Annotated in this window: 14 protein-coding genes; 4 read left to right on the top strand and 10 right to left on the bottom strand. The window is 45.5% G+C overall.

Going from position 1 to position 16,736, the window contains the following annotated elements; all coding sequences use genetic code 11:
- Positions 1-7: 7 nt before the first annotated feature.
- Complete coding sequence (locus tag A3GY_RS09990; RefSeq protein WP_018029551.1) at positions 8-373, bottom strand: VOC family protein; 366 nt, start codon at positions 371-373, stop codon at positions 8-10.
- Between the two features lie 59 nt (positions 374-432).
- Positions 433-1,413: an oxygen-dependent tRNA uridine(34) hydroxylase TrhO gene (gene trhO / locus A3GY_RS0101105; protein WP_018029550.1), complete on the bottom strand. Its 981-nt coding sequence runs from the start codon at positions 1,411-1,413 to the stop codon at positions 433-435.
- Between the two features lie 176 nt (positions 1,414-1,589).
- Between trhO and ald the strand changes: the two genes are divergently transcribed.
- On the top strand, positions 1,590-2,693 hold the full coding sequence (ald, locus tag A3GY_RS0101100; RefSeq protein WP_018029549.1) for an alanine dehydrogenase: 1,104 nt from the start codon (positions 1,590-1,592) through the stop codon (positions 2,691-2,693).
- Positions 2,694-2,818: 125 nt separating this feature from the next.
- Here ald and A3GY_RS0101095 read toward each other — a convergent pair whose 3' ends face one another.
- From A3GY_RS0101095 to A3GY_RS0101075, 4 genes are all read right to left on the bottom strand, one after another.
- Positions 2,819-3,286, bottom strand: a complete 468-nt coding sequence (locus A3GY_RS0101095) for a GNAT family N-acetyltransferase (protein ID WP_026161862.1) — start codon at positions 3,284-3,286, stop codon at positions 2,819-2,821.
- Positions 3,201-3,923, bottom strand: coding sequence for an alpha/beta fold hydrolase (locus A3GY_RS0101090; RefSeq protein WP_018029547.1), 723 nt, complete (start codon positions 3,921-3,923; stop codon positions 3,201-3,203). The genes A3GY_RS0101095 and A3GY_RS0101090 overlap by 86 nt, the downstream gene beginning before the upstream one ends.
- Before the next feature lie 3 nt (positions 3,924-3,926).
- Entirely contained in the window at positions 3,927-4,463 is a 537-nt protein-coding gene (locus A3GY_RS0101085; RefSeq protein WP_018029546.1) for a GNAT family N-acetyltransferase, read from the bottom strand.
- Positions 4,464-4,602: 139 nt separating this feature from the next.
- Entirely contained in the window at positions 4,603-5,337 is a 735-nt protein-coding gene (locus tag A3GY_RS0101075; protein WP_018029544.1) for a PHP domain-containing protein, read from the bottom strand.
- Positions 5,338-5,488: 151 nt separating this feature from the next.
- On the opposite strand from A3GY_RS0101075, the gene A3GY_RS0101070 reads away from it, so the two are divergent.
- Together A3GY_RS0101070 and A3GY_RS0101065 are read left to right on the top strand one after the other, a co-directional pair.
- Entirely contained in the window at positions 5,489-6,634 is a 1,146-nt protein-coding gene (locus tag A3GY_RS0101070; protein ID WP_018029543.1) for a cobalamin-independent methionine synthase II family protein, read from the top strand.
- A gap of 114 nt (positions 6,635-6,748) precedes the next feature.
- Positions 6,749-7,432: a GDSL-type esterase/lipase family protein gene (locus A3GY_RS0101065; RefSeq protein ID WP_018029542.1), complete on the top strand. Its 684-nt coding sequence runs from the start codon at positions 6,749-6,751 to the stop codon at positions 7,430-7,432.
- A 292-nt stretch (positions 7,433-7,724) separates the two neighbouring features.
- Here the strand turns inward: A3GY_RS0101065 and A3GY_RS0101060 are convergent, their stop codons facing one another.
- The 3 genes from A3GY_RS0101060 to rexB are packed head-to-tail and all read right to left on the bottom strand — an operon-like array spanning position 7,725 to position 15,257.
- A complete protein-coding gene (locus A3GY_RS0101060) occupies positions 7,725-8,387 on the bottom strand; it encodes a DNA alkylation repair protein (protein WP_018029541.1) in 663 nt (220 codons plus the stop codon).
- On the bottom strand, positions 8,384-12,025 hold the full coding sequence (gene addA / locus A3GY_RS0101055; protein ID WP_018029540.1) for a helicase-exonuclease AddAB subunit AddA: 3,642 nt from the start codon (positions 12,023-12,025) through the stop codon (positions 8,384-8,386). The genes A3GY_RS0101060 and addA overlap by 4 nt, the downstream gene beginning before the upstream one ends.
- Positions 12,018-15,257 carry an ATP-dependent nuclease subunit B gene (rexB, locus tag A3GY_RS0101050; RefSeq protein WP_026161859.1) on the bottom strand — a complete coding sequence of 1,080 codons (3,240 nt, stop codon included), beginning with the start codon at positions 15,255-15,257 and terminating at the stop codon, positions 12,018-12,020. The genes addA and rexB overlap by 8 nt, the downstream gene beginning before the upstream one ends.
- Positions 15,258-15,422: 165 nt before the next feature.
- Here rexB and ypfJ point away from each other — a divergent pair, with 165 nt between their 5' ends.
- Positions 15,423-16,331 (top strand): KPN_02809 family neutral zinc metallopeptidase, encoded by a 909-nt coding sequence (ypfJ, locus tag A3GY_RS0101045; RefSeq protein WP_018029538.1) that lies wholly within the window; start codon positions 15,423-15,425, stop codon positions 16,329-16,331.
- Positions 16,332-16,339: 8 nt separating this feature from the next.
- Here the strand turns inward: ypfJ and A3GY_RS0101040 are convergent, their stop codons facing one another.
- A complete protein-coding gene (locus A3GY_RS0101040) occupies positions 16,340-16,717 on the bottom strand; it encodes an OsmC family protein (protein WP_018029537.1) in 378 nt (125 codons plus the stop codon).
- Positions 16,718-16,736: the final 19 nt, after the last annotated feature.

The raw sequence follows: 16,736 nt of genomic DNA, 5'->3' as shown, positions 1-16,736 counted from the left end.
CCCACTCTTACATCACAATCACATTAAAATGGTGGCCATCCAAATCGGTGAAGCTGGCCCCATAAAAGCCGTAGGCATCTGTCGGTCGGCCTGTAATGCGGCCGCCATTTGCTTCCACTCGCTCGATGAGCCGGTCCACCTCTTCTCTGCTGCCAACGTTGAGGGAGATGAGGACTTCATTGCCCTTTTCTGCCAGTTGGAAGGGAACCCGTTGGGCAAAGGTGTCTGTCTGCATCAAGATAAGGTTGCCACCTTCCGGAAGGGTGACGGACCTAACATCTCCAAAACTAGCTACAGCAAAGCCCAGTTTTTCATAAAATTGTGCTGACTTTTCTAAGTCTGCGACACCTAAGTTCATCCAAAATGATTTCATGATTTGATTTCCTTATCTTAATAAGGGAGCAAGACTTTCCTCTTACTCCTTATTGCCCCTTAAACCATAACCGGCAAAGTTTCACCGATTGCTGCTAAGCGGTCTGCCCATTCCTGACGGGTCAGGCCTTCTTCTTCCACATAACGGTTACGCTCGTGAGCCCGGCATTGGCTAGAGCAGCCACGGAGGTACTTGGCTTCATTGGCCTCAGACGCTAAAATCTGACGATTACAGAAAGGATTGGCACAGTTGACATAGCGTTCACACGGTGTTCCGTCAAACCAGTCTTTCCCAATCACAACTGGATCCACATGGTTGATGTCAACCGCAATCCGCTCATCAAAGACGTACATCTTGCCATCCCAAAGTTCTCCTTGGACCTCTGGATCCTTACCATAAGTAGCAATACCCCCGTGAAGCTGACCGACATCCTTGTAACCTTCGCGAACCATCCAGCCTGAGAATTTTTCGCAGCGGACACCGCCGGTACAGTAGACCACTACGCGTTTGTCCATGAACTTTTCCTTGTTGTCACGAACCCATTGCGGCAATTCACGGAAATTACGGATATCTGGACGGATAGCGCCTCGGAAATGTCCCAGATCATATTCATAATCGTTACGGGTATCTAGAACCACTGTATCGTCATCAAGCAAGGCTTCTTTGAATTCTTTCGGCGACAGGTAAGCACCTGTTGTTTCCAAAGGATTGATGTCACTGTCAAAGTCATTGTCTTCCAAGCCCAGATGAACAATTTCTTTTTTATAACGGACAAACATCTTTTTGAAAGCCTGCTGACTTTCCTCATCAATTTTAAACCAAAGGTCACTGAAAAGCGGATTGGCATGAACATAATCCATATACTTCTGCGTTGTTTCGTAATCCCCAGAAACAGTACCGTTGATGCCCTCATCAGCAATCAAGATACGCCCTTTAAGCCCGATGGATTTACAGAAGGCCAAATGCTCTTTAGCATAACTTTCGGCATTTTCAATGGGAACATATTTATAATAGAGTAATACTCTGATATCGTTTGACATACTTGTCTCCTTCTAATCTTTGCAATAGATTGAATGTCTGTCATCAGACCTTTCTATTATGTCATTTGGTGTCCTGAAATTCAAAGATTTGAACCGCATTTTATGAAAACGCTCCCATTTTTTGTTGACTTAGAGCTGAGATTATGACAAAATGAAATCTAGAAGGAGGACTCACAATGATTATTGGTGTACCTAAAGAAATTAAAACACGAGAAAACCGTGTCGGTCTGACACCTGCCGGTGTTCTGTCACTAAGACAGCATGGACATGACGTTTGGATTGAAAGCGAAGCTGGACTGGGGTCCGGCTTTACGGATAGCGAATACGCGGCTCAAGGAGCTCTGATCAAGTCAAGCGCTGAAGAGGTTTGGCAGGCCGATATGGTAATCAAGGTTAAAGAACCTCTTGCCAGTGAATACCCTTATTTCCGTAAGGGGTTGATTCTCTTCACTTACCTGCATCTGGCACCTGCAGAAGAGCTGACCAAAGCCCTCCTAGAGGGTGGTGTGATTGGCATTGGTTATGAAACGGTTGAAAAAGACGGCAGTCTGCCCCTGCTAAATCCCATGAGTGAGGTTGCCGGCCGTATGGCGGTTCAGTTGGGAGCTCATTTCCTGACGAATCTTGACGGGGGTGAAGGTATCCTCTTAGGCGGTGTTCCCGGTGTTAAAAAAGGCAAAGTGACGATTATCGGGGGCGGCAATGTTGGAACTAATGCTGCTCAGATGGCCGTTGGTTTGGGAGCAGACGTGACCATTATTGATCTCAGTGCCAAACGCCTCGCTGAATTAGATGCCCAGTTTGGCGGCAGAGTACAGACACTCATGTCCAATCCCCTAAATATTGAGGAGGCCGTTAGTGATTCTGACCTGCTGATTGGAGCTGTTCTCATTCCAGGCGCACGCGCACCCAAACTGGTAACAAAAGAAATGGTTTCAAAAATGCGCAAGGGCGCTGTGATTATTGACGTTGCTGTTGATCAGGGCGGTATTATCGAAACTGCTGATCGGGTCACGACACACGAAGACCCCATCTATACGGTTGACGGTGTTATCCACTATGCTGTTGCCAATATGCCCGGTGCTGTTCCTAGAACATCCACCATTGCCCTGACCAATGTCACCCTTCCTTATGCGATTGAATTGGCCAACAAGGGCGTTGAGAAAGCCCTTCAAGATAACCACGGACTCTTAACAGGGCTCAATGTGTATCAAGGCCAGCTGACCAACCAAGCCGTCGCTGAATCGCTAAACCTTCCTTACCAAGCCTACAAGGCTTAAGAAAATCCTCCGAGGGATTCTCGGAGGATTTTTGTTTGGTTAATTTGCTTTGATGACCGAGACGCCTTGATGTCAAAGCAGACACCAAGAAACTGGTCTGTCCCTGACAAAACGTCTAGGATAAATTATAAAATCAAAACCATGACAAAATCCTCTTGATTTTCACGAAGGGTGTGAAAACCGAATTTTTGGTAGAGAAAATAAGCGGGATTGGTTTTTGAGACCGACAGGGAGACCCCCTTTACGTTTCTTTTTTTCAAAGCGGCAAGGAGGGCCTCCAAAAGCTGACTGCCAATCCCTTGACCACGGTAGGCATCCAAAAGGGAGATGGTCAGCGAGGGCATTTCATCCTCCACATAGCCATAATCATGGATATGCCGAACCCAGGCAGCCCCGACAACTTGACCCTCATCTTCTGCTACAAAAGCTAAATCACCAGCTTTTTGACCAAACTGCTCCGTATAATGCCGCAATTCAGGTAACTGGAGAATACTTTTGTCTGGCATTTCAGTCCCTTCTGGTACAAATATGGCTTGATAGAGAAAGTCTTGCAGGAGAGGATACTCTTCCTCCTTTATTTGACGAATCAGCATACTTGACCTCCCTTTCTGTTAGTGTCTTTAAAAAATCAGTGATTTCTGTGGCAAAAACCGTGGGCATTTCAGTGTTTAAGAGATGGCCGCCTTTTTTTATGACAGCAAGTTTGGCATTGGGAATCAGCTCTGCTATTTCTTTGGCAGGCAAAAGATTAGGCTTATCCTTTTGTCCGCAGAGAATCAAGGTTGGTAGCTGAATACATTTAAGCCTTTCGCTTAAATCAAGATTGGACATGGACTTTAAACAGGCAAGAAGAGGTCTCTTAGCGACTCCCCGCTTTTTAAAAACCGACTGAGGCAAAAGCTGAAAGACAAATAGCTGCAGTTTGTAGAGAAAATTTCCTTTCAAACGGTATTGCGCACCAGAGATGATCAGACCTTTGAGATGCACAAAGTGGTACTGACTCAGTGCCAGAGCCAGCACACCGCCCAAGGACAGACCGATTAAAATAAAATCTTCTTCTATCTCTTGGAGACTGCCAGCAACCTGCTCTGTCAAAGTCTCAAAATTTTCAGGCATTTTCCCGTCTACAAATAAATCTAAAGTCAAGCAATCCTGATGGGGCAGGGCTACTATCACATCATCCCAAGCCGTCTTGTCCTGTCCCAAGCCGTGCAAAAAAATTAATCTCATATCTCATACTCCTTCGGCCACATCTATCCAGTATCGTTTCATCAGATCCCCTGTCGATTCGTCCAGGCGGCTGTCTTCGTAAACACCTCCGTTTGCTAGAATGGTGCGTTCAGAACCAATATTCCAGTCTGCGCAGGTCACCAGAACCTTGTCGATTCCTAATTTTGGGGCTTCACTCAGAGCTAAATGCAGCTGCACTTTGGCATAGCCTTTCTGCCGCTCATCAGGACGAATGGAGTAGCCAATGTGACCTGAAACATTAAACAACTCTAGACTATTGAGATGATGTCTGACATTGCAAATACCAACCATCCGCTTATCAGACTGACGGATACAGAGAAAAGCTGTTGCCGTCCAGCCTTCTTCTGCTGGTTTATCCATTTCCAGTTTTTCTAAGTAGGCTAGCCAATCAGACACCTTATCAAATTGATAAAGACCAGCCCCGCCGTGCATGTGCTCATCTTTAAAAGCATCCTTGTAAGCTAATAATTCCTCTTCCCAGTCAAGACTGGGGCGGACTAAGATTAAGTTTTCAACCATTAAGTTCGCTCGCTTTCGTTTAGGGGGTTGAGTGTTCAGATGTGATTTGGAATCCCAATACCAAACTCTCTGCCAATATTTCCTCAATTACCTGAGGTTTGTCAAGTTTTGTCAGTTGTTCGATGGTCATTGTTCCCTCCTAAATTATCTCCCTTTCTCCAATCCCAAACTCATCCAGAATTTGCTGGATGCGGTCGAATTGGAGGCGGAAGTGTTCGAGTTTGTGGCCGTCGGAGCCGATGGAATACTTGTGGCAGCCGAGTTCCTTGACCAAGCCAAGGGCATAGAGGTAGAGGTGCTCGTGGTCATAGAGGTACATGGACTTGCTGTTGAGCTCAAAGGCCAGGTCATGATCAATCATCTTTTGGAAAATGCGGCGGAGCTGGGCTTCGTATGCCTTTAATTCTTCCACAGTGACATCGAAAAGTCTGAAACCATAGTCAAAATGGGCCAGGACATCGGCTTCCACGCGCCCGATGGCGTATTCCAATTTATCCAGGTACTCCTGCATGATGGCATCCTTGTCCATATCCGCCACTTCTTCATCCAGATAATCATTGACCCCATTGTGATGGACGGACAGTAGCTTCAAATCATAGTCTTTGTCAGCCAAAAAGCTGAGGATATCCGCTTCTCGCGGCTGGAAATAGCCAATTTCAATCCCCCGCTTGATGCGGTTGCCATACTGGGCATTGAGCGCAGCGATTTCTTCCGAATATGCCTCATAATCAGGCACATCGTCCTGCTTGCTATATGGATTGGACAGGTCATAGTGCTCGGTGGTCACCAATTCTCCCTCGTAGTTTTCCAAATAATCCTTGAAATCAGCATCGGAATCGTAGGAATGGTGGGTGTGTAAGTGGTTGTCGCGCATCAGAATACCTCCTTTGCTTTCTATTTTATCAAAAATATGATTGGGGTATGGCTATAGTTTTAAACTATATGTCTTTTAAGAAAATAACTATTTTTCAAACAGGCCAGACTGGGATACAATAGGAGCATTAAATGAAATGAGGATATCACTAATGACTAAATCTAAGTTCCAACTGGTTGGATCACTCTTGCGTCCAGCTGACCTGCGCGACTATAAGACGCAAATCGAACATCGTGACGACATTACCTACCCTTTCTACAAGGACTTCCCAGGCTATAAAGAGACTGAAACTGCCGATATCAAGCAAGTCATTGCCGATCAAAAAGCAAACGGGATTGATATTTTAACCGACGGTGAATACTCCAAATCCATGTGGCATTTGGACTTTGTCTGGGGACTTAAAGGAATTGAGCGCTATATTGCTGACCATGGTTATACCTTTAAAGACCACGACGGCGGTACTTACGAAACCCGCAAAGACATCGGCATCCGTATTACCGAGCCACTTTCCGGCAAAAACCATCATTTCTTAGACATTTATAAGTTCTTGAAAGAAGAAGCCAAAGGTACTGATACCAAACTGACTGTCTGGGGACCTGCGCATGCTTATACCGAGCTGGCTATTTTTGACGGATTGGCTGGCGAAAATCAAGTTTATAAAACTAATGAGGAATTGAAAGCTGGTCTTATCAAGGCTTACAAGGAATTCTTGGACGAGTACAAGGAAGCCGGCGGTGAGATTATCCAGTTTGATGACTGCCTTTGGGAGCTCTTTGACGAAAGCAATCCAAACAGTTTCTTCGCTGAGGGGAATGCAGGACTGGCTGATTTGGCTGACGAATTTGTCAAAATCAATAATGAAGTGGTAGACTACGGTCATGAATTGGGTCTCAAGGTTTGGACTCACAACTGCCGCGGCAATTACGAAAGTCGCCATGCTTCTGGTGGTACCTATGAAGCTATCGCTAAGAAATTCCTTGGTGATCAGCATTATGATCGCTTCTTCCTTGAATGGGATGATGAGCGCGCCGGTGATTTGAAAGCCTTGGAAACGTTGAAAGATAAAGATGCTGAAGTTGTTCTGGGACTTCTTTCAAGTAAAACAACTGACTTGGATGATGAAGAGCGGATTTACACGCTTCTGGAAGAAGCCAGCAAAATCATTCCAAAAGACCGTCTCTTGCTTTCTCACCAGTGTGGCTTTGCTTCTTGTGACTCAGGAAATGAGTTGGCTATTCCGCAACAATGGGCTAAAATCAAACAAGGCCAAGATATCGCTGAAAAGTTTTGGGCTTAAACCCAGTTAATCAGTCAAACGTCTTTCCGGAAATTTCTGGGAGACGTTTTCTTTTTTCCGAGAAATCCTTTATAATGGGGAAAGAAACTAAAGAAAGTACCTGATAACGCGACAATGACTAAAAAACTCGGCTTCCTCTTTCTGTTAATCCTGTGTTTAGGAGCTTTCCTTTTTATCCTGCCCAAAACAAGGGTAAACAGCAGTGAAAAAATAACCATTGCTGCCGTCGGGGACAGTATCACCTACGGTTTGGGCGTTGGCAGAAACCGCAAAACCCTATCTTATCCCGCCCTTTTAGCCAAAAAGCTGGGCAGTCGTTATGACGTCATTAACTATGGCCTGAGTGGCCGAACCATGCTGTCCACAGCCAATTTCCCCTATTTCAAGGAAAAAGCTGCGGCAAATTCACTTAAGAGCCAGGCCAACATCGTCCTGATTATGCTTGGCACCAACGACTCAAAAAAGGTGAACTGGAATGCCGACCAATATCAAACTGATTATCAAAAAGCTATTCGTCGCTATCAGCAAATGTCCAGTCATCCCAAAATCATCCTTATGATTCCGCCAAGGTGCTTTATCAGCCAAGCAACTGTCACGCGCCCCAATAATCGTGTGATTAAAGAAGAAATTCGGCACATCATTCCTCAGCTAGCCAAAAAAATGGGCTGTCAGGTCATTGACCTCTATGCCTTAACCCAAAATCACCCTGACTGGTTTGCTGACGGTGTTCATCCTAATAAGCATGGCAATAAAGCTATCGCTCAACTGGTCTACCAGACCATCAAAGCCGACAGCTAAAGGGGCGCAATGAAATACTTCTCAATACCGCAAAAAGAGTTTGGGACTTTTATCCCAAACTCTTTTAATGTATGCGACATCAATGGCTGATGCTGTGGTTTATTGGAAGCCTTTGTCCCTTGCTACGCAAGTGATAGCGACCATCCTAATCTACTGTGGGGAGATGGGACAGCAACATCGAAATCACATTTTATGACAGTTGACCAATTTGTCCCAATCTCTTCTTTGTTAATTCCCTTGTCTCCTTAGTCTGGACAGAGGCTCATTTTCTTCCAAACCGTTGCGGCAACGGCTACTTTTTTACGCGAGCAGCTATCCAGTCAGGGGCATATGCGGAAGTACAGCCTTTGGCCACCTTCATGTCCTTATAAACAGCCAGTTCTTCAGTCATGCCGATGATGGCCTGACGATAATCATCATAGCGAACAGCCACTTCTACTAAGCATTGATTCATGACCCATTTAAGGATCTCGGGACTGGCCTTGAGTTCCCTTTCTATCTGAGCAATCAGTTCCTCAATCTCAGATGACGTTAGATTTTTTTGAGCGACTGCCGCTGTCTGAAGACGCCAGCCCAAGCGCTGCAAGACTAAAGAATCAGTTTTAAACAAGTCCTCTTTTAGCTGATTGGCATAAACTGTTTTCGCCAACACGCGATCCGCCAGCTTATCCAAGACCTGCAAGGATAGACGGTCATCCAAAAGCTGGATCGCTTCTTCTTTTGTCAATTCTTGGGGTTTGAAGAGCTGAATCGCTAGTAACTGGGCATCTAGAATCCCTGTCTGCCAAAGCGGCAGAGCCAAATCCGGTGACTGAGCATACTTTTTTGCCAGTTTATTGATTGTGCCCATCATCAAACCAATATAGGGCTGATTTTCCCCTGCCTTTTTATAGCGTTTCAAAACACTGGGACTTTGATTGGCTTGCATATCTTCTAAAATAGCTTTAAGGGTCATAAGCGAATCACCTCCAAGTCCTGACCTCCAAAAAGAATCAAATAACAATCCACCTGACGGATCCCATAAGCCTGACTCAGAGCTTCCTGATAAAGAGCCATCTGCTCCTGATAACGCTCTCTGAGCTGGGTGTGATTTTGGTATCGATCTGTTTTGTAGTCAAAAAGGACAATCCGATCCTCGTACAGAATATAGCCGTCAATAATCCCTCTAATCACAAAATCTTCACCGCTGGCTTCATCTTTCTTAAGCATGGCAAAAGGGGCTTCACGATGGACTCTGTCCTTATGAGCCAATATTTCCTGACCGAGCGGTGTCTGAAAGAACTGCTGAACCTTATGCAAATCAATCTGCTTTTTAACCGCCGCCTCCTGTGGCAAAGACGTCAGTGTTTCTGCCAAATGGCTGCGACTGATCGGCCGACTTAGGTCAATCTTCTGCATCAATTCATGCAGGGCTGAACCCAAATCAGTTGGGCTAATGCTGGTTGTCTTACCAAAATCAGGCAGGGCAAAGGAGATGGTGTCAGCAGTCGCTTTCTTTTCTTGACTGCCGATTAAGGCAAGCTGTTCGCCCTCACCCTCAGAAACTTTGGGCCGTTTTAGCTGGCTTGGCGTTCTCAGGGTTGGCAGTTCAATCGCTGCTTGGTATTTCTGATTGATCTTTTCGACCGCCTCCAGCATATCTAGAGCTTGTGCAATATCCTCAGACTGACGGTTATCTTTGAGATTATCGGGCGCAAACCTGCTCTGGGTTTCAATAGTCCCTATCTTTTCTTCGGTCAGGTCCTGATCCGTCACATAACGGCTTTTAAAATGAAGATTTTCCGTCTTGTAAGCCTCTTGTATAGCCAGAAACCAGTCTTGGAAGGTCATAAAGCTTTCTCGGCTAGCAACTGGCAAACGGTGATTTTCAGACTTGCCATCATACTTATCGGTCAATTTTTCCTGACTGCCTTTACCCACCAGATACAATTTTGTTTCTGCTCTTGTCATAGCCACATAGAGCAGGCGCATCTGTTCTGACAGCGTCGCCAGTCTCAGTTCTCGCTTATTGATTTGGTAAGGGAGTGTGTCCATGCTGACCTTAAGGCTCGGCAGTTTCTGTTCACCCAATTCCTCTTTCATATCCGCCAGATACTTGATACCTATCCCGTTCTGACGGGATAGGATGACCGATGAATTGATGTCAACAGCGCTAAATCTCTTATCCAGATTGAGGACAAAGACGTACTTGAACTCAAGACCCTTGCTTTTGTGAATGGTCATCAAGCTGACCGCATTTTTAGGAAGGGCAACTTCAACGGCTGCCAGATCCTTCTCATTTTCCAAGACCTTGTCAATCATCCCAATAAAACGGGCAAGGCCTTTAAAGCCTGTCTGCTCAAATTGATTGGCACGTAGGGCAAGGGCATAGAGGTTGGCCTGTCTTTGCGCCGCCTTTGGCAGGCTGCCGACATAGTCATAGTAGAACCGGTCATTGTAAATTTTCCAAATCAAGTCATGCAGAGAATGTAACTTGGCAAAAGCCCGCCAAGCCAAAAAGGTCTCAAAGAAACTGTCTAGCTTGACCCTTAGAGCTTCTGTGACCAATTCTCCGTGGCGACCTTGGTGATTGCTGACGTTCTGCATTTTTTCATAGAGATTCTGCTTGGAACTTTCTTCTGATTCCTGCAGGGAAAGTCTAGCCAGATCATCCTCATCAAAGGAGAACATCGGCGAACGCAGAAGAGCAACCAAGGCATAGTCATTGAGAGGATTGTCAAGTGCTCTCAAAGTGTCCAGCATAACCATCACTTCCAGAGATTTAAGGTAATTTTGCTCGCCGTCATCTGCCACCAGTGGAATCCCGTAGTTCTCAAAAGTCTTTAGGATATTGTCATTTCGTGTTCTTGAAGAGACCAACAGGGTCATCTCCTCAAACTTGACCTTCTCGTCATTGTGGAGGCGGATAATCTCTTTGGCAACCAGCTTAACTTCTCCAGGACTGATGGTATCTGCTTCCTCGCCTGCAAGATCGTCCTGAGCACTATCCATATCATAGAGAAGAAGCTCGGTCTCATTTTCTGGATGCCCCTCCTTTTGACCAGCACTTCCAGCAACCAGCTGATGCGTATCATCGTAGCGGATCTCCCCGACATTTTCATCCATCAGGTGGCTGAAAATACAATTCGTCGTGTCTAAAACTTCCGACTGGCTGCGGAAATTTTCTTTGAGCAGAATCAGTTTTCCTTCTTCTGGATGTGCTTGATAGGTCTTGAACTTCTGGTTGAAGATTTCAGGATCTGCTTGTCGAAAACGATAGATAGACTGCTTGATATCTCCCACCATGAAGCGATTGTGCCCATTCGACAAAAGTTCCAGCATCTTCTCCTGCGTGTGACTGTTGTCCTGATATTCATCGACCATAATTTCATGATATTTGAGCTGGTAGAGCTGCCGAATAGTGTCATTTTTTTCCAGGATGTCAATGGCAAAATGTGCAATATCCGAAAACTCAAAAGAATTTTCTTCTTTTTTGGCTTGCAGGTATTGTTCTGAAAAATCAAGGACGAATTCCTGCAAGATTTCTAAAAGCGGAAGGCTTTGTGCTTGGTATTTCAAGATGGTTTCCAAATGCTTGAATCCAGCAAGCCGTCCATGTAACCCCTTAAAGACAGGGTATTTCACCCCAGCCACGGTAACATCAGAACCCGATGGCAATAAACCTACCAAGTCTTGAGCCAGCCGCCCCACGCCTTGGCGGCCATAAAGGCTAGAAAAGTTTGAAGACCATTCATCAAGTTTCTCGATTAAAACGAGATGCTTCTTATAGGTTGCTGTTTTTTCTCCCTTCTTTGTGACTTGCTTATAGTCTTCCAGCTCCGTCAGGTCTCTCAAGCTTTCTGCCGTCTGCTCCATACTGGTCAACAAATCTTTGATTTCCTGTTCTGGAAGGGCCGAAAAGTCTGTAAACGTTTTTGCGCCTTTAAGAAAGTTTTCCCGCAACCACCTTTCAGGGCTGTCGGTAGCCTGACTAAAGTTATAAATGCTATAAACAATCTGCTTAAAGGGAATATTGTCCTTACGGCTGCCAGCAAAATTCTTTACTAGCTGCTTAAACATATCCGTCTGCGGACGCTTCATATAGTCGGCAAACAAATCCGCAAACACCTCATTCTTGATAAGCATTTGCTCGCTCTCATCCTGCAAAATTCGAAAGTTTGGAGAAATCCCAAGCGTATAGCCATACTGGTTAACCAACTTCTGGGTGAAAGCATCCATGGTTCCTATATCAGCAGTTTGGAGATCGACCAACTGCTGCGTCAAAAACTGTTTGACTTCTGGATCAGCTGTATTGTCCTGAGCCTGTCTGATTTTCTTTTCCAGACGCTCTTTGAGCTCTCCAGCCGCCTTTACCGTAAAGGTCGAAATAAAGAGCTGGTTCACACTAACACCTCTTAGAATCTGGTCAATAATCCGCTCCACCATAACAAAAGTCTTGCCCGAACCGGCAGAAGCAGAAACCAAAATATTGGTTCCGTTAGCATAAATAGCTTCAATCTGCTCAGCTGTCCGCTTTTGTTTTTTATCCGAAGCAAGTTCTTTTTCCTGCAAGGCTGAGATCTGGTCAGCTGTTAAAAACTCTTTCTTAAGCATTGTCCGTCTCCTTTCCCTGCATTAATTCTAAGAAAGCTTCTCGTTTCTTCTTGGTGGGAGTATCTATCAGCTGACGGGCATAAGCCATGTGCCGGTCGGCTTCAAAACCGGTAATCGCCTTGAGCTGCTCCCCTTGGACAGATCTGCCATCCTGACTGTAAGGATTGATGAGGAACGTCCCTTGGCGAATCTGCTGCGCGGCTTGCCTGTACAAGCCCTTATTATGAGCCAGTAAAACTGCCAGCTCATCCTCCGAATAGAGTGAATTCGTTAGCTGATAGTTGCCGCCTGTCAGCACTGCCTTACTGTCCTGTCTGAAAAGTCCTTTATAGCTCAGCTCTTTATGCGCTTTTTCAACCAATTGGGCCAGATCATTAACCTCAGACAGTTTCAGCTTAGGCTCCTGCATGTGGAGATACATGGCTCCAAAAAACGGGGCTGCAGACATGTCCTTTAGATGATGAAGAGCCTCCAGATAAGTTGGCAGCTGAGAATTTAGACCATTATAAAATTTTCGGATATCAAAGGTATGCTTGCCCGATTTATAGTCTACCACACCAAAACCTGCTTCTGGCAGATAATCGATTCGATCAATAAAGCCTGTCACCTTCACGCCCTGATCAAGCAGAAAGTCAAAGGGTGCCTCCTGGCTCTTAACCTGATCCTGCTTAAGCTCTGCCAATAAACTTCCTGTGCTACGCGCAATATCATCTAAAACCTCTAAAGCGTAGCGACTGTCCTGGTTGTCCGCATAAAGCAGACGAAAGGCTTCTTCACTCTTGGTTTTTGCAATGGCCCTGTCCAACTTTTGATCAAAACTGTCCGGACTCTTATCACCAACATAAAGCTCAAAGACCCGGTGCAGGTAGGTCCCGTAATTTCTGGCATCTGGCCGAACGGTCTCCACTTCCTGAAGACCTAAAACATAACGTAAAAAATACAGGTACTGATTGTTATAGAACGTCTCTAGCGCCGAAGCTGACAATCTCAGTGGTTCAGTTGATGGAAAACGGCTGTCCATTACCTCTTGGCTCACCTTTTTGCTGACCAAACCAGCATTGATAGTTGGAATCGTGATGCCTTCTTTATCTAGTTTTCGCCTCAGATAGCGTACCGCTGCTGTCCAAAACGTTTCTTCCTTTTCGGACAGTTCTTGAGTGATGTCAGAACGGTTAAGGGTCACCAAGCGTGATAACAGCGCCTTATAGTTGCCGATATCTTCGGGGGCAGCGGCTTCTTGGTGACGGCCTTTTTCCACAAGAGGAACCCCCATTTGAACAAGTTCTTTCAGATAAGAAGACATGCTGTCCTCAGACTCGTTTAGAATCTGCGGCAGGCTCAAAACCAGTTCCTGACTGGCTGCATTAAAAAGGGAAAGAGCAGCAAAATGGTTCTTTTTAAGATTTTCTTTGCTGATGACATCAAAACGCCGATGCGTTTCAGTCTTTTCCTTTGCTTCATTGATTTTAAGGCGTTCTTGGTCAGAGATCAGGGTCTTATTCTGAGCAATCTTTGGAAAATGAGACTGGGTCATACCCAAAGCAAAAACAAAAGGCTTGCTGTGAGGTTCAACCAGATCATAAGATTTGACTGCCACCACATCAACCGCAGCAGGCACCGTCCGGTATTGGGCAGCCATCATCCCGCTGCCAAGAAGTGACAAGAGCTCATCCAAAGTCATTTTATGGTCACCGAAAATCTGATGGAACTGCTCCAGAATATGACTGAAAGTTTTCCAGACCTCCTCATGTCGCTCAAGCTGATTCTCACTGCCACTCTTGGCCAAAACGGTAAAATTCTCCGTTAAAGAAACCTTCTCAAAAAACTGCAGCAATTTCTGCAGCAAATTTTTCCCTAGCTGCTTGCGTACCGCCGTCAATTCTTGAAGCGGAGTCACCAGAGCCTCCCGCCACTGATTGAGTGCAGCAAGATCAAATTTCCCCTGTTTTGTCAGAGTAAAGTTTCGAGCAAATTTTGCCTGCCCCTTAATATCCGCATAGATGACATATTGTTCAAACTTGTCCAACTGGTCCTGGCTGATCTGTCCATAAAGACCTGACTTAAAGAGATTCATCACATCATCCGGACGGAAATTATAACGCTTAATCCGTCGAAGACTCTCCATAAAATGAACAAGAGGGTGCGCACTCATGGATTCAGCTCTGGCAACGTCATAGGGAATCTCATATTTATCAAAAATCTTGCCAATCTGCAGCCTGTAACTTTCGACATCCCCCAACAAGACCAAAATGTCCTTATAACGGTGGCCCTCATAAAGCTTTTGACGGATCGCTTTGGCAACCTGTTCGACCTCTTCTTTTTGGTTGATGACCTCCCATATAGTCAGGTACTGCTTATCAGCCTCTGTCAGAACCAGATCAGAAGGTCTAAAATCATGATTGCCTTCAAATATCCTTGATAACTTATCAAAAGCAGGCAGACTTTTCTGAACAGATTCTCTCAATTCCGGCTTAACGTGAAACTTAGCCGCCAGATGCCGTATAAAATCCAGCCCCGCCTGATAGACATTACCGGCTGAAAAATTGGACTGGTAAGCCTTTTGACTGACATAGGTACCAATGACAAGATCGGCACAGCGGTTATTCAAAAGCGTGACTAAATGTTCTTCTTCTGCTGAAAATCGGGTGAAGCCATCAATGATGAAGACGGTATCTTGTAATGCCTGATCCAGCTGACCAGATTGCAACTTATCCGCCAAAAAAGACAGCTTGCTTTGGTTGTCATAATTACCTGCCTGCAAATTGTCTTCCAAACTAGCAAAAATCTTCTGCAGGTCTTCGGCTTTTTCTGGAGACTCTAAATCCTTTAAATCGGCTGCGGTCATATTAGCTGTCTTTAGCTCTTTATACAGATCCAGCAGCTGCTTAACAAAATTAGGGTCTTGCTTCAGCCTGCCAAAAGCTTTCAAGTCCCTCTCTGAAAATTGGGATAAGAGACGATAGAGTAACATCGTCAAGCCAGTATCGTCAATGTTTTCTTTAGAAATAGCCTGTCTAAACGAAAAATACCTTGCCAGCTGAGCAAAACGTGTAATCGTTATCGCAAACGAGGCCCTTTCAGGAATCAGACTCAAAACCTTCTGCTCCTTTTCAAAAGACAGCGAATTGGGAGCAATGTAAAAAACCCGTTTCCCTGCTGCCGCAAACTGTCTGGCCTCCTCGGATAAAATAGCTGTTAAATCATTGCTAATGCCTGTATAAAGTAGTTTCATAGCCTGTTCCCGTTCTAAAAGTCTTAGTCTTATTATAACAAAAAAGCCGTCTTTAAGCCCTTTTTCAACCCCTAGATTAAAAATATTAAAATCAAGACAAAAATTAATGCGCTTCCAGCCAGAATACATTATAATAGAGTAGAAAAGAAAAGATTAGGAGTTCTTATGAAGTCTGATAAGATGCGCGAAAGCGACAATATCGAGGATCGCAGAGGACAGGGGTCCGGCAGTTTTGGAGGCAGCTCCTCAGGTAATGGCAGCCAGCTACTGCTTCAGCTGCTTTTTTCCAGTGGCAGCTGGAAAACAAAACTAGTCATTCTGCTGGTTCTCTTACTCTTTGGCGGTTTCAGCAGTCTCAGCGGTATTCTGACTGGAGACAATACCGCCAACTATGACCGTACCAGCCAAGTCAGCACCAACAATACGACCGCCAGTGACCAAGATGCCCAATTTGTCAGTAAGGTGCTGGCCTCCACAGAAGAATTTTGGAGTCAGAAATTCCGAGCAGAGGGAATGACCTACAATGCACCGACCCTAGTTTTTTACACCAACCGAACCACTACAGGCTGCGGTCTTGGTCAGGCTCAGGCAGGTCCTTTCTACTGTCCGGCTGACAAAAAAATCTACATCGACCTGACCTTCTATCAGGAGTTGACTACTAAGTACAAGGCCGCCGGTGATTTTGCCATGGCCTATGTTATCGCTCACGAGGTCGGACACCATGTTCAAAATGAAATCGGCACGATGAGCAGCTACAACAAGGCTCGTCAGGGACTGTCTGAAAAAGCCAGTAATGCCCTCAATGTGCGCTTGGAACTTCAGGCAGACTACTACGCCGGTGCCTGGGCTAAATACGTTGATGATCAGGGATTGCTGGACACAGGAGATATTCAGGAAGCGCTAAACGCCGCCCATGCTGTTGGTGATGATACCCTGCAACAGGAAGCCTACGGCAAGACGGTACCAGACAGCTTTACCCACGGAACCTCTGAACAGCGAAAGCGCTGGTTTGACAGGGGCTACCAGTACGGTGATTTCACACATGGTGACACCTTCAAAACCAATGACTTATAAAAGGAGCCCTAGGGCTCCTTTTTCTCTGCAAAACTTATCTGATAATCTAGGTCTTGCCGTAAAAGCTGCTTGACGCGGCAATTGTCGTCAATGTAAGTTAGGAGAGCCGACTTCATTTCTTCTGTTAACGCATCGTCCATCCTCAACAGCAAGGTGAATTTCTTATTCTCGTAGTGGGATTCAACGGTAATGGGCAGCTCCGTCAGCTGATGATGCTTCGCAAAATAACCCTGAATGCACATGGTGACGCAAGAAGCCAGCGCAATATTGACTAAGCTCATCGGTGTCTCACCGTCTTGCGTCTGTCCAAACGTTTCCACAGGCTGACCATAGCCCGATGACTGCGCATGGTAAAGCCTATCCCCCTTAATCTCTGTTTGATACATCTTGTCCTCCTATCCAAAG

Origin of the sequence: Streptococcus ferus DSM 20646 (genome assembly GCF_000372425.1) — a bacterium.
Lineage (GTDB): Bacteria > Bacillota > Bacilli > Lactobacillales > Streptococcaceae > Streptococcus > Streptococcus ferus.
The sequence above is the reverse complement of the archived record's forward strand: the minus strand, read 5'-3'. Positions and strand labels throughout refer to the sequence as shown.